Genomic DNA, 20,025 nt, shown 5'->3' with positions numbered 1-20,025 from the left:
CTCAGTCCTCCAGGGAGATGGCCGCGCGCGGGCAGGCCGCGACGGCTCGCTTGACGTCGCCCTCGTTCTCGGGCGTGGTTTCCTCGGCCTTCACCTGCAGGTAGTCGTCGTCGTCGAGCTCGAAGACCTCCGGCGCCATCGCCTCGCACAGCGCGTTGGACTCGCAGAGGTCGAAGTCGACCTTGATCCTGCTCATGACTGGCTCCCTTCACTGGAGTGGCCGGGGAAGACGTGGGCGGTCGGGTCGATCGCCACGGTCGCGTTGTTGACGGCGGTCGCCGCCTCGCCGAAGCCGACGGCGATCAGCCGGACCTTGCCGGGGTACTCGGTGATGTCGCCCGCGGCGAAGACGCGGGGCAGGCTGGTCCGCATCGCGGAGTCGACCACGACGTGCCGCTTGCGCACCTCGATGCCCCAGTCCTGGAGCGGCCCGAGGTCGGCGAGGAACCCGAGCGCGGCGACCACCGCCTGGGCGGGGTACGTCGCGGGCTCGCCGTCGACGAGGAGCTCGACGGACTCGAGGACCTGCTCGCCGCGGAGCGCGGTCACCTCCGCACGGGTCACGATCTCGACCGAGGAGTCGCGCACCTGCTGGACGGTCCGCTCGTGGGCGCGGAACGCGTCACGGCGGTGCACCAGCCGGACCGACCGGGCGATCGGCTCGAGGTGGAGCGCCCAGTCGAAGGCGCTGTCGCCACCGCCGACGACGACCACGTCCTTGCCGGCGTACGGCGCGAAGCTCGGCACGAAGAACTCCAGGCCGCGGCCGAGCCACCCCTCGCCGGCCGGCAGGGGGCGCGGGCTGAACTTGCCGATGCCGGCGGTGACCAGCACCGCCCCGGCGGCGACCTCGGTGCCGTCGTCGAGCGTGACCACCACACCGTCCGTGCCGTGCTCGAGCGTCGTGGCGGTGCGGTCCAGCAGGTACGTCGGGTCGGCGGTCGCGGCCTGCTCAACGAGGCCCGCGACCAGGTCGCGGCCCTTGACCGAGGGGAACCCGGCGACGTCGAGGATCTGCTTCTCGGGGTACATCGCGGTGACCTGGCCGCCGAGCTCGGGCAGGGAGTCGACGACGGCGACGCGGTGCCCGCGGAAGCCGGCGTAGTACGTCGCGAAGAGGCCGGTCGGGCCGGCGCCCACGACGAGCACGTCGGTCTCGACGCGGCGGGGCGCGGTCGGGGCCTGGGTGGCGGTCACGGCGGCGTACCTGCTCCTCACGCCCGGGGTGGTGGCACTAGAACGTGTTCCAGTCCGGTCGGGACAGTTCTATCAGAGCGCGTCGAGATCCGTCACGACCCAGTCCCCCTCACCGCGATGGAGGGTCACCACCACCCGGTTGAGGTCCGCCCGCGGCTGCTCGGACTCCTTGCCGGTCGTCGACTGGTTCACGAACAGCAGCGCCTTCACGTCGTGCTCGCTCACCGAGATCGCCGAGGCGGCGACGACGCTGGCCTCGACGACCGCCTGGTTGCGCTCGGTGTCCTCCCGGATCGCCTCGAGCGTCTCGGCGTACTCCGTGCGCATCCGCGGCGCGAGCAGGGGCAGCGCGGCCTCCATGTCCTCGTCGAGCGTCTTCGCGGAGTACGACAGCACCTTCTCGGCCGCCTCGCTGGCCGCGCTCAGGCCGGCGGACTTGGCCCCCTCGGACTCGAAGACCACGCCATCGGCCAGTGGCGTGGTGCCGTCCGGCACGCCGGGCTCGTCGGCGTCGACCACCAGCATCCGTACGCCGACGACGGCCAGGACCGCCACCACGACGGCCAGGACGAGCGCCGGCCAGCGACGGGGCGCGCGGTCGGCCGGCACCGGGTCCAGCACCGGCGTCGGCACCGGGTCCGGCACCGGGTCCGGCGCCGGGTCCGGGCCCGGCACCCGGTCCGGGACCGGCGCGGCGGCAGGTGCAGCGGCCGGCTCGAGGTCGGAGCCGCAGTAGCGGCAGCGGATGGCGGCGGCCTTGATGGTCTCCGCGCAGAACGGACAGGTCTTCTCGTCGGTGGTCGACACGTCCACGTCCCTCCTCATCCCACGAACTGCACGGAGGAGGCGAGCCACTCGCCGTCCTCGCGGACCATGTCGAGCTGCAGCCGGTAGTAGCGCGGCTGCTTGCTGCCCTCGGTGGTGACGTTCTCGACCTCGCTGTCGGCGGCGACGTACACGAGCGCGGAGTCGGCGTCGAGGTCGCCGACGCCGAGCGCGACGACCTTCCCGGTGCTGACGGACTTGTTGCGCTTCGCCGCCTCGACGAGCTGCTCGACGTTGGCGGAGTACTGCTCCTCGAACTCCCCCGTGGCGTGCGCCAGCACCTCCTCGGTCAGCGGCTCCATGTCGCGGTAGTCCACCTCCAGGAAGGCCAGCGTCAGCTCGCGCGCCGCCTCGGAGACCTCGCGGTGGGTCTCGGTCAGCTCCTGGTCGGCGCTGCTGCCTCCGCTGCCGCCCGGCACCGCCCGGTCGAGGGCCGCCCGGCCCTCGTCGGAGCGGAGCGCGGTGATCGCGATGGCGGCCGCGATCCCCACGGCCAGCACGGCGAGCACGGCGGTCAGCAGTCCCCATGACGGTCGGACCTTCGGTCGCAGTCGACTCACATCCCCTCCTGCGGGCCGATGAGCATCCAGCGCCACGAGTCCTCGCCGAACACGTCCCTCAGCCCGCCCTGGCTGCCGACCGTCACGGCCGGCTCGTCGGTGAGGGCGGCGCCCGGCGCCGCCCGGTTGGTGCTGCCGCCGAAGCGCGGCGCGTACTTGGGTCCCCGCTGGTTGAACGGCGCGCCGGAGCGGCACGTCGCGGGGAAGATCGGTGTGTCGGTCAGGTCCGAGGACGGCCGCCACTGGTCGCTGGGCACGAACCCCTCGCGGCACGGACCGGGGTTCTGCGCCAGCTGCAGGTTGATGTGGCCGTACCCGTCGCCGGGGGTGCCGGTGAAGCCGTTGGCCACGATCTTCGGGAACGTCACGAGCAGCTGCTCGAGGGCCGGGAGCCGGGTGGTCACGACCTGGTTGAGCGTCACCAGGTTGCCGATGAAGACCGGCATGGTCGGCTCGAGGCCGGCCATCAGCCTGTCCACCTCTCGCACGGCGCTCGCGCCGCCCTCGAGGACGGTGCGCAGCTCGGGGTCCCGGCCGCGGAGCTCCTGGGTCAGGTCGGCCAGCGAACGGGCGAAGGTGCGGATGTCGCCGCGGTGCCGCTGCTGGGTCCTCAGCACCGTGCTGCCGTTGTCGAGGAGCCGGAACGTCGACTCCTCGTTGTCGAGCGCGGCCTCGACGAAGCGCGAGCCGCTCTCCACCATTCGCTCCAGCGGCCCGGAGGTGTCGGCGAAGGTCAGGCCGAGCTCCTCGACGACGGTCGCCAGGTTGCCCTGGTCCACGGAGGACACGAGCTGGTCGAGGTCGACGAGCAGCTCGTCCTCGCCGACGGGGAGGCTGTCGGCGTCGCCGGCGAGGACGTCGCCGTCCTCGGCGTACGGGCCCCGGCCGTCCTCGGGGACGATGTCGAGGTACTGCTCGCCCACCGCCGAGAGGTTGTGGACCTCCACCCGCGCGTCGCCCGGGATCTTCGTGCCGTCCTCGAGCGCGAGCTCGACCTTGAGCCCGGTGCGGGTGACCTCCATGTCGCTGACCTTGCCGACCTTGACGCCGCGGTAGGTCACCTCGCTGCCCTCGAAGAGGCCGCCGGAGTCCGGCAGCGTCGCGGAGATCGTGAGCCCGCGGCCGAGCAGGCGGTCGACCAGGCCGAGGTAGGTGCCGGTCACGTACACGATGCCGACGGCCGCGAGCGCCACGAACAGCGCCAGGCGGACCTTCACGCCGCGGGTCATCCCATGCCTCCAGCGAGGAGGCCGCCACCGGTGCCGACCTCGGCGTCCTGGGTGTAGCCCGCGGTGCCGGCGCGCCCGAGTCCCGGGAGCGTCGGCAGGCCGGGGATGTCGGGCAGCGGGATGTCGGGGAGGTCGGGGAGCCCGGGGATGTCGGGCAGCGGGATCGTGCCGCCGCCACCACCGCCGCCGCCGGGCTGCTCGATCAGCTGGGTGAGCCCCTCGAGGGAGACGTCGAGGGCGAACTTCGCGTTGGCGTAGTCGCCCTTGACGATCTCGCTGGCCTGCTCGGGGAACGGGAAGCTGATCAGCAGCGAGAGGCCCCGGGGCAGCGACTCCCCGGTCTCGTTGAGCTTGCGCAGGATCGGGCGCAGGTGGTCGAGGTCGGCGAGGAGGTCCTCCTTGGTCCCGTTGATGACGCGGGTCCCGACCTCGCCGAGCCGGTCGAGCTGAGCCAGCATCGCGACGAGCTGGTCGTGCTGCTCGTTGAGGACGTCGAGCGCCGGCCCGGTCGCCTCGATCGCGTCGGTGATCGTGCGGGACTCCTTGTTCAGGGTGCTCGCGAGCCGGTTGAGCGACTCCATCGCCGAGACGATGTCGTCCTTCTGGTCGTCGAGGCCGCCGACGAGCTCCTCGAGCTGCCCGAAGAGCGACCGCACGTCGTCGGTGCGGCCCGAGAGCATGTCGTTGACCTCGTCGCTGATCTGCTTGATCTGGCCCACGCCTCCCCCGCTGAGCAGGAACGACAGGGCGCCGAGGACCTCCTCGACCTCCGGGTTGCGGCCGGTGTCGGACAGGTCGAGGCGGTCGCCGTCCTCGAGCCGGCCCCGCGCCCGCCCGGGCGGGTCGCCGAGGTCGACGTACTTCTCCCCCAGCAGGCTGGTCTGGCGGATCTCGGCCACGGCGTTGTCGGGCAGCTCGATGTCGCTGCGGATCTTGAGCCGTACGACGGCGTTCCAGCCGTCGCGCTCGACCTCGTCGACCTCGCCGACCACGACGTCGCTGACCATCACCGGCGAGCGGGGCACGACGTTGAGCACGTCGTCGAACTCCGCGGTCACGGTGTAGGTCTCCTCCCCGCTGACCGGGCTGCCCGGCAGCGGGAGGTCGTAGGCGCCGTCGAAGTCGCAGGCGCCCAGCAGCGGCACCGCCACGGCGAGGGAGACGAGGCCGGTCAGGCCCTTGCGGGTCCACGTCATCGGGGGCCACCTCCGAGCAGCTGGCGCAGGTCCGTGGCGGGGACGGCCTCACCGGGGACCCGGGTGTCGGGTGCCTGGCCGCGGGCGGGGCCGGTCGGCAGCGCGAGCCCGAGCGGCTCGAGCAGCGACTTCAGCAGCTTGCAGACCGTCCCGGCGGCGGGGACGCCGGCGTTCGTGACGACGGCGCACAGGAAGCCGTCGAGGTCCTCGACGTTCGGCCCGACCTGGATCCGGGCGTTCTGGGAGCCGGTCTTGGTGTCGAACCCGAGCGCGAGGTTGCCGGCCCCGAGCGGCCCCTTCTCGATCGCCTGGGCCAGGGAGTCCTTCTCCGAGACGAGCACGTCGAGCACGTCGGTGAGGTCCTCGACCTCGCCGACCAGCGCCTCGCGGTTGTCGCGGACGAACGCCTTGACCGTGCCCACCGCGCCGGCGAGCGCCGCCAGGGCCTGGCCCAGCTCCTGCCGCTCGCCGGAGAGCTGGTCGGTGGCGCGGGCCAGGTCGCTCATGAACTCGTCGACCAGCCCGTCGTTGCGCGCCAGGGTCTGGGTGAAGGCGTCGAGCTGCCGGACGGTGCCGAAGAGGTCCCCGCTGTTGTCGCCGAACGTCGTGGCCGCCGCCGAGAGGTCGCGGATCAGCTGGTTGGCCGTGCGGCCCTGCCCGTCGAGCGCGTCGGCACCGGAGGCGAGCAGCGTGTCGAGCGACCCGTTGCGGTTGGCGCCGTTGGGCCCGAGGGCGTTGGCGAGGGTCGAGAGGCTCTCGTAGATCCGGTCCAGCTCGACCGGCGAGGCGGTCTCCGCGAGCGGGATGTCCGCGCCGTCGGCCATCACCGGCCCCTCGGTGTGCACGGGGCTGAGCTGGATGAAGCGGTCGGCGACCAGCGTCGGCGTCACGATCACGGCGCGCGCGTCGGCCGGCACGTCGTAGGAGTCGTCGTACACCATGTCGACGCGCACCGACTCGCCCTGCGGCACGACGGCGGTCACCTCGCCGACGGGCACGCCGAGGATGCGGACCTCGGTGCCGACGAAGATGCTGACCGCGCGGGAGAAGTGGGCCGTCACCTTCTTCTCCCCGCTGCCGCCGTCGACGAGGACGAGCACGGCCGCGAGCATCAGCGCGAGCGCCACGACAGCCGCGGCGAGACGGGAGGAGAGCTTCGGCACGGTCAGTTCCTCTGTCCGGGGACGAACTCGCCGGCGAGGCCGAGCAGGTTGACCAGGTAGGCGTCGAACCACGGCCCGGTGCCGACGATGTGGCCGAGGATGTCGGCGTAGGGCCCGACCGCGGCCGCGGTCTTGCGCAGGTCCTCGCGCCGGTCCTGCAGCATCCGGGTCACGGTGCGCAGGTCGGCCAGCGCCGGTCCGATGTCGTCCTCGTTGTCCTCCGCGAGCCCCTCGAGCTGTACCGCCAGCGCGCGGGCGTTGACCAGCAGGCGGTGGATGGCCACCTCGCGACGGTCCAGCTCGTCGAAGACCTGGCTGCTGCTGCCCATCAGCTCCAGCAGGTCGCCGCGGCGGTCGGCGAGGAGGCCGGTGACCGACTCCGCGCGGTCCAGCAGCCCGGCGAGGTCCTCGTCGCGGGTGGCGATGGTCCGCGAGAGCCGGGAGAGACCGGTGAAGCTCTCCTGGACCTCCGGAGCGGCACCGTCGAGGGTCTCGGAGATGACGTCGAAGGCCTTGCTCAGCTGCTGGTCGTCGATGGACTCCGTGGTCGTGGTCAGGTCGCCGAGCACGTTGACGATGTCGTACGCCGAGCGGGTGTTGGCGACCGGGATCGTGCCGCCCTCCTCCAGCTCGCCCTTCTCGTCCGGCTCGATCTCGAGGTACTTCTCCCCCAGCAGGTTCAGCACCTCGACCGACGCCCGGCTGTCCGGGCCGAGCTCGGTGCCGGCGTCGAGCTCGAAGTCCACGACCACCACGCCGCCCTCGACCGTCATGCCGTTGACGCGGCCGACCCGCTTGCCGGCGACCTGGACCATGTGGCCGGGTCGCAGGCCGCTCGCGTCGCTGAGCTCGGCGTGGTAGCCCGTGCCCCGGAAGCCGGGGAACTTCTGCAGGTTGAACGCCGCCGCCATCACCACGAGCAGCACCACCAGGGCCACCACGCCGAAGCGCAGGACCTGGGCGTCGCTCCGGCCCCGGGCGCCCACTACTGGCACCTCGGGGCGGTGCTGTGGAAGGAGAGGTCGTTGAGCGCGTCCTCGAGCCAGCCGAGGTCGATGCCGAGGATCTTCGGCAGCTTGATGCTGCCCTCGAAGTCGCAGAGGTAGTAGTTGTACCAGGACCCGTAGGTGCCGATCCGGGTCTGGTCGGTCATCGCCTCGGGGAGGCGCTCGAGCAGCCCGCTGAGGATCTCCAGGTTCTCCTTCTTCGACAGCGTCCTCATCAGGGTCCGCAGCCCGCGGACGTCCTCGGCGAGCAACGGCCGCGCGCGGGTGAGCAGGTCGGCGACGGTGTCGGTGAGGTCGGCCAGGTTCGTCACCGAGTCGCCGATCACCCGGCGGTCCTCGGCGAGGTTGCCCATCCAGTCCTTGAGGCCGACGACGAGCTCGGAGAGCTGGGTCCGGCGCCGGTCGACCGTGCCGAGCAGCCGGTCGAGGTTGGTGATGACCTCCCCGATCAGCTCGTCCCGGTCGGCGAGGGTGTTGCTGAGGGAGGCGGTCCGCGCGAGGAGGCCCTGGACGGTGCCGGACTCCCCCTGCAGCACCTCGATGATGTTCTGGGACAGCTCGTTGACCGATGTCGGGTCCAGCGCGGAGAACAGCGGCTGGAAGCCGTTGTAGAGGGCGGTCAGGTCCAGCGCCGGCGCGGTCCGGGTGACCGGCATCGTCGCGTCGTCGCCGAGCCGCTCGCCACCGTCGGGCCCCTCCTCGAGGGCCAGGTACCGGTCGCCGACGACGTTGAGGTAGCGGATCTCGGCGCGGCTGTTGGTCGTGAGCGGCACGTCCGCGGCGACGTCGAAGGTCACCATCGCCCGGGTGCGCTCGTGCAGCTCGATGGACTTCACCTCGCCGACGGGGATGCCGGCGATCCGGACGTCGTCGCCCTCCTGCAGCATGCTCGCGCTGGTGAACTCGGCCCGCACGGTGCGCTTGTCGCCGAAGCCGATGTTGCCCATGATCACCGCCAGCAGGCCGGTCACCAGGATGGAGACGACGGTGAAGACGCCCAGCTTCAGGGCAGCGGCGATCGTCGTGGTGTTCCGCGCGCTCATCGCCCGACCACCGTCCCGCGCAGCTGGGGGCCGTAGAGCAGCGCGGAGAGCGAGCCGAGGTCGCGGTAGGACAGCCCCGCCTCGGAGGCGAGCAGGACGTTGACCAGCCGCTGCTCGGGGACCGTGCCGGCGTACCCCTTGGTCGGGTTGCGGTACGACGCGGGGTCGACGGTCCGGAAGGGCAGCGTGGAGCCGACGATCTCGTCCTGGTCGCTGCCGTCGGCCAGCGGGGTGCTGACCGGGCCGGGCGGGTTCGGCAGCCCGGCGCACCACGGCCCGTGGCCGACCTCGGCGTACTCCGGCCGGTCGTCGACGTCGTACGCCGGCTTCTGCACCGAGCCGAGCTCGAGGACCTGGTTGACGCGGTCGTTCTTGAAGATCTCGGCCAGCTTGCCGGTGTACCGGTCCAGGCCCCGGAGCAGGCAGGGGTACTGCGGGGCGTAGGTGTCGAGCAACCGCAGCAGCGGGCGGGAGAGCTCACCGAGGCGGATGATCCCGTCCTCGTTCTCGGCGAGCACCCGGGTGGTCGTCTCGGCCATCCCGGTGACGTCGCCGATGAAGGAGGACAGCTGGGCCTCCTGGTCGACCAGGGTGCGCGCCGAGACCGTGGCGTTGCGCAGCAGCCGCAGCACGTCGGGGGTCGCGCGCTCGTAGGTCTCGGAGACGTCGGCGACCAGCTCGAGGTCGCGCTGGAGGTCCGGCAGGCGGTCCGCCAGCCGGCCGGTGTAGCCGTCGAGCCGCTCCAGCAGGGCGCCGACGTCCTCGCCGCGTCCCGAGAGGGCCGAGGCCAGTGCGTAGAGCGTGTTGTTGAGCTCGGCGGGCTTGACCGAGCGGAGCAGCGGGAAGAGGTTCGCGAGGACCCGGCTGAGCTCGACGTTGGTCTCGACCCGGTCGGCGGGCAGGACGTCGCCGTCGCGGACCGCCTCGGCGTCGGGGTCCTCGGGCTCGATGAGCGAGACGAACTTCTGCCCGAACAGCGTGGTCGGCAGGATCTCGGCGCGCACGTTGCGCGGGATGTCGGTCGCCGCCTCGGGCTGCAGCGCGAGCTCGATGACCGCCTGCTCGCCGTCCTGGCCGATCGAGTCGATCCGGCCGACCAGCACGCCGTGGTAGCGCACGTCACCGTTGACGGCGAGCTGCAGGCCGGCGCGGTCCGCCTCGAGCGTCATCCGCGTCGAGCGCTCGAACCGCTTGTCGTAGATCGCGATGGAGAGCCACAGCAGCAGCGCGATGACGGTGAGGAAGACGACGCCGGCGACCAGGAGCCGTCGGTGCTCCCCCGGGCTGTCGTGGTGGACGTTGACGAGCACGCGCGCTACCCCGTGATCCGCACGGTCGTGGTCGATCCCCAGATCGCGAAGCTGAGGAAGAAGTCAGCGACGACGGTCGTCACGATGCTGGTGCGGATCGCCTTGCCGACCGCCATGCCGACCCCGGCCGGGCCGCCGGAGGCGGTGTAGCCGTAGTAGCAGTGGATCAGGATGATCGCGACCGCCAGGAAGATCAGCTTGAAGAAGGACCAGAGCATGTCGATCGGCGGCAGGAACTGCAGGAAGTAGTGGTCGTAGGTGCCGGCCGACTGGCCGTAGATCATCGTGGTGATCAGCCGCGGCGAGAGGTACGACGCGCTCAGCGCCACCACGTAGAGCGGGATGACGGCGATGAACGCCGCGATCATCCGGGTGGTGACCAGGAACGGCAGCGACGGGATCCCCATCACCTCGAGGGCGTCGATCTCCTCGCTGATCCGCATCGCCCCCAGCCGTGCGGTGTAGCCGCAGCCCACCGTCGCGGCGAGCGCGATCGCCGAGATCAGCGGGGCGACCTCGCGGGTGTTGAAGTAGGCCGAGATGAAGGCGGTGAACTTCGAGACGCCCAGCTGGCTCAGCGAGGCGTAGCCCTGGATGCCGACCTCGGTGCCGGCGAAGAACGCCAGGAACGCGATGACGCCCACGGTGCCGGCGATGACCGAGAGGCCACCGACGCCGAAGGAGACCTCGGCCAGGGTGTTGGCGATCTCGCGCGGGTAGCGGCGGATCGCGCGTGGCGTCCAGGCGAGCGCCTTGACGTAGAACAGCAGCTGGTCGCCGTACTCCTCCAGGCGCGCGCGGCGCTCCTTGAGCAGGGTCGCCCCGACCTCGGTGATCGCGGCCACCTCAGAGCCCCTGCTGCGGGACGACCTGGAAGTAGATCGCCGTGATGATGGCGTTGAGGAAGAACAGCAGCATGAAGGCGACGATCACCGACTCGTTGACGGCGCGGCCGACGCCGCTGGGGCCGCCACCGGCGTTCAGTCCCTTGTAGGCGCCGACGATCGCGGCGAGGTAGCCGAAGATCGCGGCCTTGACCATCGAGATGTAGAGGTCGGGCAGGCTCGCCAGCGCGGTGAAGGAGGAGAGGAACGCTCCGGCGGAGCCGTCCTGGATGATGACGGTGAAGAAGTAGCCGCCGCCGATGCCGGCGGAGATCACCAGCCCGTTGATCATCAGCGCGACGAACACGGTGGCCATCACGCGGGGCACCACGAGCCGGGCGAGCGGGTCGACGCCCAGCACCTCCATCGCGTCGATCTCCTCGCGGATCTTGCGGGCGCCCATGTCCGAGCAGATCGCCGAGCCGGCGGCGCCGGCGATGATCAGCGCCGCGGCGATCGGCGCGGCCTCGCGGACGACCGCGAGGACGGCGGAGGCGCCGGCGAAGGACTGCGCGCCGAGCTGGCCGGTCAGGTTGCCCACCTGCAGCGAGATGACCGCGCCGAACGGCACGGAGACCAGGATGGTCGGCATCAGCGTGACGCTGGTGATGAACCACGCCTGCTCGATGAACTCGCGCAGCTGGAACGGTGTGGTGAAGACCCGCTTGGTGACGTCGACGACCATCGCGGTCAGCTCACCGGGTCCCCGGATGACGGACACAGCAGAGAACGCCATCCCCCCACCTCCCCAGATCAGTGACGGCGCCCACACAGTAGAACGTGTTCTCGTTTGCCACAATGGACGTCCACGGGCCGGGCGCGTCGCGCCTAGGATGCTGACGTGACGACCCCGCCCGACCCCGCCTCGACCTGGGCGGCGTTCACCCACGACCCCCGGGCGAAGGCCAACAGCGGCCTCCGCGCCGGCGACGCGGACCGCGAGGTGGTCCTCCGCGTGCTCGGCGACGCGTACGCCGACGGGCGGCTGACCCGCGAGGAGCACGACGAGCGGGCGTCCCGGCTCCCGGCCGCCCGCACCTTCGGCGAGCTGCGGCCCCTGCTCGAGGACCTGGTGCCGACCACGCCGGCCCCGGCCGACCGCCACGGCGCGCTGGTCACCGCCGGGCCCGACGAGCTGCGCCGGCTGGCCGTGCGCGAGTGGGAGTCCGACCGCCGCTCGGCGATCCTGGCCTTCATCGGCCCGACCCTGATCACCTGGGCGGTCTGGCTGGCGACCTGCTTCGGGGACGGCGGCTTCGAGCCGTACTTCCCCTGGCCGCTGATCGTGATGGCCGCGACCGGCTTCCACCTGGTCCGGACCCTGGTCGCCCGCGAGGAGCTGGTCCGCGAGGAGGTCCAGCGCCTCGAGCGCCGGCAGGCCAAGGCGCTGCGCAACCGGGGACGGCGCCGGTGACCCGGTCGGCCGACCAGCAGCGCGTGCACGGCGTGCTGGGGCGGCACCCCTCCGCCGTGCTGCTCGGGGTCCAGCTCCTCGCGGTGCTGGCCTACCCGTTCCTGCAGGGGTCCACGGTCGGCCGCGCCGTCATCGGCATCGTGCAGATCGCGGTCGTGACGATCGCGGTCTGGGCGGTGCGGCGCACCCCGGCGCTCAGCTGGTCGGCGGCGTTCCTGGGGATCCCGGCGATGGTGTTCACCATCCTCGAGGCGTTCTCCCCCGACACCGACTGGATCGTGCTGACCTCGGCCCTGCTGCACGCGCCCTTCTACTTCTACGTCTCCTACGCGCTGATCCGCTACCTCTTCCACGACGACCGGGTCACGACCGACGAGCTGTACGCCACCGGCGCGGCGTTCACCGTCGTCGCCTGGGGCTTCGCCTACCTCTACGCCGCGGTGCAGGTGATCTTCGACGGGGCGTTCATCGGGACCGACTCCGCCGACACGCGCAGCTGGTTCGAGCTGCTCTACCTGTCGTTCTCGGTCCTCACCAGCGTCGGGCTGTCCGACGTGGTCCCCGTCGAGCCGCACGCGCGGTCGCTGGTCATGGTCGAGATGGTCGCGGGCGTGCTCTACGTCGCGCTGGTCGTCGCCCGCCTCGTCGGGCTCATCGTCACCCGGCAGGCGACGGCCGGCATCCGGTCCGGCGACGCCGCGGCCGCCGACGAGGACTGACCCGGAGGTCGCCCGCGGTCGCCGTCAGGCGGGCGTCTGGAAGGTGTAGCCGACGCCGCCCACGGTGCGGATCCACTCGTGGTCCGAACCGCCCGCCTTGCGCAGCTTGCGGCGCAGCGAGGCGACGTGGACGTCCACCAGGAAGTCGGACTCGATGAACTCCCCCTCCCACACCTCGCGCACCAGGTCGCCGCGCTCCCAGGTGCGACCGGGGTGGGCGGCGAAGGCGGTCAGGAGGGACACCTCGGCGGGCGTCAGCGGGAGCGGCAGGCCGTCGAGGAGCGCGACGTGGTCGACCGGCACGAGCACCAGCCCGCCACCGGCGTCGACGGGCGGGGCGGCGGCCTCGGCCGGTGGAGCGGCGGGCGCCTCCGCGCCCGGCATCGGCGCGCGCGGCCGGCGGAGCAGGGCGGCCGCGCGGGCGTGCAGCTCGCGCGGCGAGAACGGCTTGGAGAGGTAGTCGTCGGCGCCGACCTCGAGGCCGACGAGGCGGTCGGACTCCTCCACCCGGCCGGTCACCATCACGACGTAGGCGTTGCTGAACTCGCGCAACCTGCGGCAGACCTCGACCCCGTCCACGTCGGGCAGCGACAGGTCGAGCGTGACCAGGTCGGGGTCGGTGCGGCGGACCGCCTCGATGCCCTCCTCGCCGGTCGCGGCGGTGACCACCTCCAGCCCGATCTGCTCGAGGACGTGCTGCACGAGCAGCCGGATGTCCTCGTCGTCGTCCACGACCACGGCCCGCTGACCCCGATGACTGCGTTCCACACCGCGACCCTAGCCTTCCCGGTCCGGCGGCCATGGCCCTCGGGTGGCCCGGACAGGCCTTAGGGTTTGCGCGGCGGCCCGCCCGGGGTACGGGCGTCGCCACAGGACGCTGGGGGGCCTTGTCCGACGAGCACGAAGGGCGAAGCACAACATGGGGACCTCCACGGAGGAGCGGCGTCAGCGTGCCGTCGAGAGCCTGGCCCTCGACGAGACCGGCTCCCACGACCGCCTCGACCGGATCACGCGCCTGGCGCGGACCGCGCTCGGCGTGCCGATCTCGACGGTGACCGTCATCGACGGCGACCGGGCCTGGTTCCCGAGCGTGGCCGGCATCGAGCTCACCGAGCTGCCGCGTGACCAGACCTTCTGCGACCGGACGCACAGCGACGGCGACACCCTCGTGGTCCCCGACGCGCGCGCCGACGAGCGCTTCCGCCACCTGCCCGTCGTGGTCGACGGCGGCATCCGGTTCTACGCCGGGCACCCGCTGCGCGACCACACCGGGAACGTCATCGGCACGTTCTGCGTCTACGACACCGAGGCCCGCACCTTCGACGCCGACGAGCAGACGACCTTCGAGGACCTCGCCGCCTGGGCCGAGCTCGAGCTGGTCGCGTCCACCGAGATGACCCAGGCCGGGCGCGTCCAGGCCTCCCTGCTCCCCTCCCGGCCGATCCGCGTGGACGGCTGGACCGTCGACGGGCTGTGCGTCCCCGCGCTCGCGGTCGGCGGCGACTTCTACGACTACGGCGTCGCCCAGGAGGTCCTGCACCTCGGCCTGGGCGACGTGATGGGCAAGGGCACCGGGGCCGCGCTCGTCGGGGCCGGCGTGCGCGCCGCGATCCGGGGCACCCACGCCGCCGTCACCGCCGGCGTCGACCTCGGGATCACCGCCACCCAGGTGGCGCGCAGCCTGCTCCCCGACCTCGAGCGCTCCGAGACGTTCGTGACGCTCCTCGAGGCGGCGGTGGACCTCGACGACGGCTTCCTGCGGTACGTCGACGCCGGCGCCGGCCTCGCGCTCCTCGTGCGCGCGGACGGGACGCCGGTGGCACTCGGCAGCGATGACCGGCCCTTCGGCGTGCTCGCCGACGACCACTGGACCGAGCACACCGAGCGGCTCCAGCCCGGCGACCGGCTGGTGTTCTTCAGCGACGGCCTGCTGGACCTGCTCGACGACCCCGTCGACTGGGTGCCGCCCGTCGCGGACCTCGTGTCCGCGGCGCCGGACGGTGTCGCGCTGCTGCGCTCGATCCGCCGCCTGGCCCTCCACCGCACCGCGATCGACGACGTCACCGTCGTGGCGGTGTTCAGGGAGCCGGCATGACGCGCCGCCTGCTGGTGATCCGCACGATCGTCGTGCTCACGACGATCCTGGGGCTCAACTACATCGTCTGGCGCTGGCTGTTCTCGGTGAACTGGCCGGCGTGGTGGATCGCGGTGCCGCTGGTGGTCGCCGAGACCTACAGCCTCATCGACTCGCTGCTCTTCGGCCTGGGCATGTGGCGGCTCAAGGAGCGGGGTGACCCGCCCGAGGCCCCCGACGGCCGGACCGTCGACGTGTTCATCACGACGTACAACGAGCCGATCGAGCTGGTGATGACCACCGCGCGGGCCGCGAAGGCGATCCGCTACCCCCACCAGACGTGGATCCTCGACGACGGCAACCGGCCCGAGATGCGCGCGGCCGCCGAGGCGGAGGGCATCGGGATCATCACCCGCTCCGCGGACTGGGTCGGCATGCCCCGCCACGCCAAGGCCGGCAACCTCAACAACGCGCTGCTGGCGACCGAGGGCGAGTTCCTGCTCATCCTCGACGCCGACCAGATCCCGAAGCCCGAGATCCTCGACCGCACGCTGGGCTACTTCACCGACGAGCAGATGGCGCTGGTGCAGACGCCCCAGTGGTTCGTCAACGTCCCCGAGAGCGACCCGCTGGGCAGCCAGGCGCCGCTCTTCTACGGCCCGATCCAGCAGGGCAAGGACGGATGGAACGCCGCGTTCTTCTGCGGGTCCAACGCCGTCATCCGCCGCGAGGCGCTCATGCAGCTGGGCGTCTCGCGCTACGCCTCCGAGGTCGAGGTCGGCGTGCACAAGGCGCTGCGGACCGCCAAGAAGGTCGTCCGCGAGGCCCGCAGGCAGCTCTCCCCCGACGAGACCCTGGTGGCGAGCGCGCTCGACGCGATCCTCGTCGACATCGGCCGTGCCCGGAAGGAGCTCGCGGAGGGCGAGGCGCTCTTCGACGTCACCTACCGCTTCCAGCAGCGGCTCGCGGGCATCCGGCGCGAGCTGGTGCGCGCGGACCTCGAGGCCGTCCAGGCCGACCTCGCCGTGGTCGCCGAGCTCGGCGTCCTCGGGAGCGAGGGCGGCGACTCGCTCGCGACCATCAGCGACGAGGCGCTGGACCAGATGGCGCACCGGGACTGGTCGCCGCTCGGCGCGGTCGAGACCGTCCAGGCGCTGGTCAACGCGGTCGACGTCGACCGCGGCGGCGAGGCCCAGCCGATCATGCCGCTGGCGACCATCTCGGTCACCGAGGACATGGCCACCTGCATGCGGCTGCACGGGCTGGGCTGGCGCACGGCGTACCACGACGAGGTGCTGGCGGTCGGCCTCGCGCCCGAGGACCTGCAGACGATGCTGACCCAGCGGCTGCGGTGGGCGCAGGGCACGGTGCAGGTGCTCTTCCGGGAGAACCCGCTCACCCAGAAGCGGCTGTCGTGGCCCCAGCGGCTCATGTACTTCGCGACGATGTGGAGCTACCTCTCCGGCTTCGCCGCGATCGTCTACATCGCCGCGCCGGTCGTCTACCTGACCATCGGCGTGCTGCCGGTCCAGGCGATCAGCACCGAGTTCTTCATCCGCCTGGTCCCGTTCCTCGTCGTCAACCAGCTGCTCTTCTTCGTGGTGGCGGCGGGCCGTCCGACCTGGCGCGGCCAGCAGTACTCGCTCGCGCTGTTCCCGGTGTGGATCAAGTCCTTCACGTCCGCCTTCGGCAACGTCTTCCTCGGCCGCAGCCTCGACTTCGCGGTCACCCCGAAGACCAAGCGCGCGGACGAGAGCCTGCGCTGGGACCTGGTCAAGCCGCAGCTGTGGGCGATGGGGCTGCTCGCCGCCGGTGCGGTCATCGGCGTCGTGCGCCTCGCGGTCGGCCAGGCGACCTGGCTCGGCACCGTGTTCAACATCGTCTGGGTCGTCTTCGACCTGGTCATCTTCTCCGTGATCATCCAGGCCGTCCGCTACCGCGGGTTCGGAGATGCGGCCGACGTCCCCGAAGTCGCTCGAGGAGGAGCATCGTCATGATCGAAATCGAGGTCGACCGCCGTGAGGGCGGGATCGGCGTGGTCGTGCCCAAGGGCCGGCTCAACATGGTGTCCGCCCGGCAGCTCAAGGAGCTGCTCGCCGAGCTGGTCTCCTCCGGGTCCACCCGGGTCGTGGTCGACCTGGCCGAGACGACCTTCCTGGACTCCTCCGGCCTCGGCGCGATCATCGCGGGCCTGAAGTCGGCGCGGCAGGCCGGCGGCGACCTCCGGATCGCCCGCCCGACGGCCACGGTGCTCACCGTCTTCCAGCTCACCAACATGGACAAGGTGCTGCGCCCCCGCGACGACGTGGAGACCGCGTTCGATGACTGACGACCGTCCTCCCGGCACCGCGCACCGCCACCTGACGGCACCCGCGGTCCCGGACACCGTCGACCGCGCCCACCAGGAGCTGGAGCTGCTGTGGGCAGAGGCGCCGCTCGTCGGCGACCTGGACCGGATGCGGTTCGAGCTCGCCGTGATCGAGGTGCTGGCGAACGTCGTGGAGCACGCGTACGGCGAGGACCGCGAGGACCCGGCCGACGGGGCGCACGGGGCGCGCGGGGTCGACCTCGACCTGGCCGTCGAGGCCGACCGGCTCGTGGCCGTGCTGCACGACGACGGCATCCGCGCGGAGCTGGACCTCAGCCGGGTGAGCATGCCCGGCGAGGACGCCGAGTCCGGACGGGGCCTGGCGCTGACGCTGGCGACCGTCGACGAGCTGGAGTACCGACGAGAGGACGGGCGCAACCTGTGGAGACTGGTGTGCCTGCGGCAGGACTGATCCCGGCCGGCCGTCCCACGGCCACCCCGACCAGGCTGCTCCGCCTCCTCCTGCTCCTCCTCACGGTCCTCGCACCGGTGCTCGCGGCCCCCGTGGCCGCCGCCGCGGAGGGCGACCCCTCCCCCGACCCCGTGCCGCAGCCGCGCGTCGGCAGCCCCTGGTTCGGCCCCGGCCTGGACTGGACCGAGGACCTCGCCGTCGACTACGCCGACCGGCTCGGCACGACGCCCTCGCTGTACTCCCAGCGGGTCAACTACCCGCTGTCGGAGGACGACCGCACCTTCCTGCGCCAGTTCGTCGAGCAGGCCGCCGCCCAGGGCGCCGTCGCCGCGGTGACGCTCGAGCCGCTGCCGGCCCTCGGGGACCTCACCGACGCGGACGCCGCCGACCTCGCCGAGGAGCTCGCGACGCTGCACCGCGAGCTCGACACCTTCTTCCTCGTCCGGTTCGCGCCGGAGATGAACGGCACCTGGTACCAGTGGGGCCAGCAGCCGGAGGCCTACGTCGACGCGTTCCGCACCGTCGCGGACGCCGTCCACGACGCCACCGACCACGCGGCGATGGTGTGGTCGCCGGTCTACGGCGCGGGCTACCCCTTCGGCGCGGCGTACGGCGACGTCGACCCGGACCGGGTGGCCGACGTCCGCTCCCTCGACACCGACGGCGACCAGCGGCTCGACGGCCGCGACGACCCCTACGCGCCGTACTGGCCCGGCGCGGACGCCGTGGACTGGGTCGGGCTCACGCTCTACCACTTCGGCGTCGACCGCGGCCGCGTGGACAACGACCTGGACCCGGCCGAGGGCGGGGAGACCGGCGACCTGGAGTCCAGCGAGGGCTTCGAGGTCGACGTCGCACCGGCACCGGGCGCCTTCACCGAGCGGCTCGAGGAGCGCTTCGGGTACGCCGCCGGCACCGGCGGCCGCCCCTTCTACGACCGGTTCGCCGAGCGCCACGACAAGCCGTTCCTCGTCGAGACCGCGGCGCTGTGGGAGCCCGACGGCGACGGCGACCCCGAGCTGGAGATCAAGCAGTCCTGGTGGCGGCAGGTCTTCGGCGCCGTCGAGGACCACCCGCTCATCGCCGGCATCTCCTGGCTGGAGCAGCGCCGCCCCGAGGCGGAGGTCGACCAGCGCGTCGTCGACTGGCGCGCGACCCGCACCGACCGGCTCTCGGACGCGCTGCGGCGCGACCTCGACGACGCCGGCGTCGACACGGGCCCGGTCACCCGCGTGCTCGACCAGGAAGCCGGGAACGCCGCGACCGCGCAGGGCCGCCAGGTCGACGCCGACGACGTCGGCGCGGAGATGGGCTGGATCGTCTTCTGCGCCGCGCTCCTCGCCGTCGCCTTCCTCGTCGCGGGGCTCGTCGGCCGCTACGTGCCGTCGTGGCGCTACCCCGACGAGCACGACCCGCGCGACCGACGGCTCGACCTGTTCCGCGGCTGGATCATCCTCACCGTCGTCTTCACCCACATCGAGGTGGCGAGCCCCTACTCCTACGTCAGCCTCAACGCGATCGGCGCGATCACCGGCGCGGAGATGTTCGTGCTGCTCTCCGGCATCGTGCTGGGGATGATCTACGCGCCGACGGTCCGCCGGTTCGGCGAGTGGGCCACCGCGGTCACGATGCTCAAGCGCGCCCGGAAGCAGTACCTCGTCGCGCTGGCCGTCGTGCTCATCGTCTACCTCGTCGGCCTGGTGCCGTTCGTGGACGCCACCGACATCACGACGTTCACCGACCGCGGCACCGGCGAGGACGGCGCGGCCGTGCAGGGCCAGGTCTACGACCTCTACGCCAACGCCGCGCGGCTCTTCGACTACCCGCCGCCGTGGTACGCCGTGAAGCAGCTGCTGCTGCTCGAGATGGGCCCGTGGGTCTTCAACATCATGGGGCTCTTCGTCGTCCTGAGCCTGCTGCTGCCGGCGATGATGTGGCTGGTCCGGCGCGGCCTGTGGTGGGTGCTGCTGGCCGTCTCCTGGGCGGCGTTCGTGTACGGCGCGGTCGCCGAGCCGCACTGGTTCCCCTCGCAGTTCGAGGACGTCTTCCCGCTGCTGACCTGGCAGCTGCCGTTCACCCACGGCCTCGTGCTCGGTCACTACCGGCGCCAGGTCACCCGCGCGCTGACCACCCGCCCGGGCAAGGTCGCCTGCGGCGTGCTGGTCGTCGGGTACGCCGCCGCGCTGGTCTGGCTGTGGGCGGGGCACCGCTTCGGCCTCCCCGCGACGCCGTTCCCCGACGGCTCCTACGGGTGGCTCTACGACCACGCCTACACCCGGATCTTCCTGCAGCCCGGCCGGCTGCTCGACCTGGCGCTGATGATCGTCGTCGCGCACGCGGTGCTCACGACCTGCTGGAGGCCGATCGACAAGGCCGTCGGCTGGCTGTGGATCCCGCTTGGTGCCGCCAGCCTCTACGTCTTCATCGTGCACGTCTTCTTCGCCCTCGCCGTCGGGAACATCCCCGGCCTGGACCGCGGCAACGTCTGGCAGGGCACGGTCGTGCACACCGTCGTCATGCTCGCGATCTGGCTGATGGTCAAGAAGAAGTTCCTGTTCTCGGTGATCCCCCGGTGACCGCCCGGTGATCCCCCGTCCGGCTCGCGGGGAACGCGAGCCGGTCGG

20 protein-coding genes are annotated in these 20,025 nt (G+C 72.0%); 7 read left to right on the top strand and 13 right to left on the bottom strand.

Annotated elements, in window-relative coordinates; all coding sequences use genetic code 11:
• Position 1: 1 nt before the first annotated feature.
• From AB0N29_RS05380 to AB0N29_RS05325, 12 genes are all read right to left on the bottom strand, one after another.
• A complete protein-coding gene (locus tag AB0N29_RS05380; RefSeq protein WP_166188077.1) occupies positions 2-196 on the bottom strand; it encodes a ferredoxin in 195 nt (64 codons plus the stop codon).
• The gene (locus AB0N29_RS05375) at positions 193-1,197 is read right to left on the bottom strand and encodes an NAD(P)/FAD-dependent oxidoreductase (protein ID WP_364864709.1); all 1,005 of its coding nucleotides are present in this window, start codon (positions 1,195-1,197) and stop codon (positions 193-195) included. Before AB0N29_RS05375 ends, AB0N29_RS05380 begins: the two co-directional genes overlap by 4 nt.
• Positions 1,198-1,269: 72 nt before the next feature.
• Entirely contained in the window at positions 1,270-2,022 is a 753-nt protein-coding gene (locus AB0N29_RS05370) for a hypothetical protein (RefSeq protein WP_364864707.1), read from the bottom strand.
• Positions 2,019-2,582, bottom strand: a complete 564-nt coding sequence (locus AB0N29_RS05365; RefSeq protein ID WP_364864705.1) for a hypothetical protein — start codon at positions 2,580-2,582, stop codon at positions 2,019-2,021. The genes AB0N29_RS05370 and AB0N29_RS05365 overlap by 4 nt, the downstream gene beginning before the upstream one ends.
• Positions 2,579-3,811 carry an MlaD family protein gene (locus AB0N29_RS05360; RefSeq protein ID WP_364864703.1) on the bottom strand — a complete coding sequence of 411 codons (1,233 nt, stop codon included), beginning with the start codon at positions 3,809-3,811 and terminating at the stop codon, positions 2,579-2,581. Before AB0N29_RS05360 ends, AB0N29_RS05365 begins: the two co-directional genes overlap by 4 nt.
• On the bottom strand, positions 3,808-5,007 hold the full coding sequence (locus AB0N29_RS05355) for an MCE family protein (protein ID WP_364864701.1): 1,200 nt from the start codon (positions 5,005-5,007) through the stop codon (positions 3,808-3,810). The genes AB0N29_RS05360 and AB0N29_RS05355 overlap by 4 nt, the downstream gene beginning before the upstream one ends.
• Positions 5,004-6,170: an MCE family protein gene (locus AB0N29_RS05350; RefSeq protein WP_364864699.1), complete on the bottom strand. Its 1,167-nt coding sequence runs from the start codon at positions 6,168-6,170 to the stop codon at positions 5,004-5,006. Before AB0N29_RS05350 ends, AB0N29_RS05355 begins: the two co-directional genes overlap by 4 nt.
• A 2-nt stretch (positions 6,171-6,172) precedes the next feature.
• Positions 6,173-7,156, bottom strand: coding sequence for an MCE family protein (locus AB0N29_RS05345; RefSeq protein WP_364864697.1), 984 nt, complete (start codon positions 7,154-7,156; stop codon positions 6,173-6,175).
• The gene (locus AB0N29_RS05340; protein ID WP_364864695.1) at positions 7,156-8,220 is read right to left on the bottom strand and encodes an MCE family protein; all 1,065 of its coding nucleotides are present in this window, start codon (positions 8,218-8,220) and stop codon (positions 7,156-7,158) included. Before AB0N29_RS05340 ends, AB0N29_RS05345 begins: the two co-directional genes overlap by 1 nt.
• Positions 8,217-9,530, bottom strand: coding sequence for an MCE family protein (locus tag AB0N29_RS05335; protein ID WP_302271008.1), 1,314 nt, complete (start codon positions 9,528-9,530; stop codon positions 8,217-8,219). The genes AB0N29_RS05340 and AB0N29_RS05335 overlap by 4 nt, the downstream gene beginning before the upstream one ends.
• 5 nt (positions 9,531-9,535) lie before the next feature.
• The gene (locus AB0N29_RS05330; RefSeq protein ID WP_364864692.1) at positions 9,536-10,375 is read right to left on the bottom strand and encodes an ABC transporter permease; all 840 of its coding nucleotides are present in this window, start codon (positions 10,373-10,375) and stop codon (positions 9,536-9,538) included.
• Between the two features lies 1 nt (position 10,376).
• Entirely contained in the window at positions 10,377-11,150 is a 774-nt protein-coding gene (locus AB0N29_RS05325; protein ID WP_302271004.1) for an ABC transporter permease, read from the bottom strand.
• A gap of 105 nt (positions 11,151-11,255) precedes the next feature.
• On the opposite strand from AB0N29_RS05325, the gene AB0N29_RS05320 reads away from it, so the two are divergent.
• Both AB0N29_RS05320 and AB0N29_RS05315 read left to right on the top strand, forming a co-directional pair.
• Positions 11,256-11,828 (top strand): DUF1707 domain-containing protein, encoded by a 573-nt coding sequence (locus tag AB0N29_RS05320; RefSeq protein WP_364864689.1) that lies wholly within the window; start codon positions 11,256-11,258, stop codon positions 11,826-11,828.
• Positions 11,825-12,547 carry a potassium channel family protein gene (locus tag AB0N29_RS05315; RefSeq protein WP_302271002.1) on the top strand — a complete coding sequence of 241 codons (723 nt, stop codon included), beginning with the start codon at positions 11,825-11,827 and terminating at the stop codon, positions 12,545-12,547. Before AB0N29_RS05320 ends, AB0N29_RS05315 begins: the two co-directional genes overlap by 4 nt.
• 24 nt (positions 12,548-12,571) lie before the next feature.
• Here the strand turns inward: AB0N29_RS05315 and AB0N29_RS05310 are convergent, their stop codons facing one another.
• Entirely contained in the window at positions 12,572-13,315 is a 744-nt protein-coding gene (locus tag AB0N29_RS05310) for a response regulator transcription factor (protein ID WP_364864686.1), read from the bottom strand.
• 151 nt (positions 13,316-13,466) lie between these two features.
• Here AB0N29_RS05310 and AB0N29_RS05305 point away from each other — a divergent pair, with 151 nt between their 5' ends.
• Genes AB0N29_RS05305 through opgC form a run of 5 tightly spaced genes read left to right on the top strand, consistent with a single transcriptional unit; the run spans position 13,467 to position 19,977 of the window.
• Positions 13,467-14,642, top strand: coding sequence for a SpoIIE family protein phosphatase (locus AB0N29_RS05305; RefSeq protein WP_364864684.1), 1,176 nt, complete (start codon positions 13,467-13,469; stop codon positions 14,640-14,642).
• Positions 14,639-16,618, top strand: a complete 1,980-nt coding sequence (locus AB0N29_RS05300) for a glycosyltransferase (protein WP_364864682.1) — start codon at positions 14,639-14,641, stop codon at positions 16,616-16,618. Before AB0N29_RS05305 ends, AB0N29_RS05300 begins: the two co-directional genes overlap by 4 nt.
• On the top strand, positions 16,615-16,950 hold the full coding sequence (locus AB0N29_RS05295) for an STAS domain-containing protein (protein WP_302270997.1): 336 nt from the start codon (positions 16,615-16,617) through the stop codon (positions 16,948-16,950). Before AB0N29_RS05300 ends, AB0N29_RS05295 begins: the two co-directional genes overlap by 4 nt.
• Positions 16,943-17,401 (top strand): ATP-binding protein, encoded by a 459-nt coding sequence (locus AB0N29_RS05290; protein ID WP_364864679.1) that lies wholly within the window; start codon positions 16,943-16,945, stop codon positions 17,399-17,401. Before AB0N29_RS05295 ends, AB0N29_RS05290 begins: the two co-directional genes overlap by 8 nt.
• Complete coding sequence (gene opgC, locus AB0N29_RS05285) at positions 17,383-19,977, top strand: OpgC domain-containing protein (protein WP_364864677.1); 2,595 nt, start codon at positions 17,383-17,385, stop codon at positions 19,975-19,977. The genes AB0N29_RS05290 and opgC overlap by 19 nt, the downstream gene beginning before the upstream one ends.
• The last annotated feature ends 48 nt before the right edge of the window (positions 19,978-20,025 follow it).

The sequence above is a fragment of the Nocardioides sp. NPDC092400 genome, from assembly GCF_040684155.1.
In the GTDB taxonomy this organism is placed as follows: domain Bacteria; phylum Actinomycetota; class Actinomycetes; order Propionibacteriales; family Nocardioidaceae; genus Nocardioides.
Note: the sequence above shows the minus strand (reverse complement) of the source record. Positions and strands in the feature narration are given on the sequence as shown.

Excerpts from the sequence above, each read along its gene's own strand:
- AB0N29_RS05380 (WP_166188077.1), bottom strand. The coding sequence starts at position 196 with ATGAGCAGGATCAAGGTCGACTTCGACCTCTGCGAGTCCAACGCGCTG.
- AB0N29_RS05370 (WP_364864707.1), bottom strand. The coding sequence starts at position 2,022 with ATGAGGAGGGACGTGGACGTGTCGACCACCGACGAGAAGACCTGTCCG.
- AB0N29_RS05360 (WP_364864703.1), bottom strand. The coding sequence starts at position 3,811 with ATGACCCGCGGCGTGAAGGTCCGCCTGGCGCTGTTCGTGGCGCTCGCG.
- AB0N29_RS05355 (WP_364864701.1), bottom strand. The coding sequence starts at position 5,007 with ATGACGTGGACCCGCAAGGGCCTGACCGGCCTCGTCTCCCTCGCCGTG.
- AB0N29_RS05340 (WP_364864695.1), bottom strand. The coding sequence starts at position 8,220 with ATGAGCGCGCGGAACACCACGACGATCGCCGCTGCCCTGAAGCTGGGC.
- AB0N29_RS05325 (WP_302271004.1), bottom strand. The coding sequence starts at position 11,150 with ATGGCGTTCTCTGCTGTGTCCGTCATCCGGGGACCCGGTGAGCTGACC.
- AB0N29_RS05305 (WP_364864684.1), top strand. The coding sequence starts at position 13,467 with ATGGGGACCTCCACGGAGGAGCGGCGTCAGCGTGCCGTCGAGAGCCTG.
- AB0N29_RS05300 (WP_364864682.1), top strand. The coding sequence starts at position 14,639 with ATGACGCGCCGCCTGCTGGTGATCCGCACGATCGTCGTGCTCACGACG.
- AB0N29_RS05295 (WP_302270997.1), top strand. The coding sequence starts at position 16,615 with ATGATCGAAATCGAGGTCGACCGCCGTGAGGGCGGGATCGGCGTGGTC.
- AB0N29_RS05290 (WP_364864679.1), top strand. The coding sequence starts at position 16,943 with ATGACTGACGACCGTCCTCCCGGCACCGCGCACCGCCACCTGACGGCA.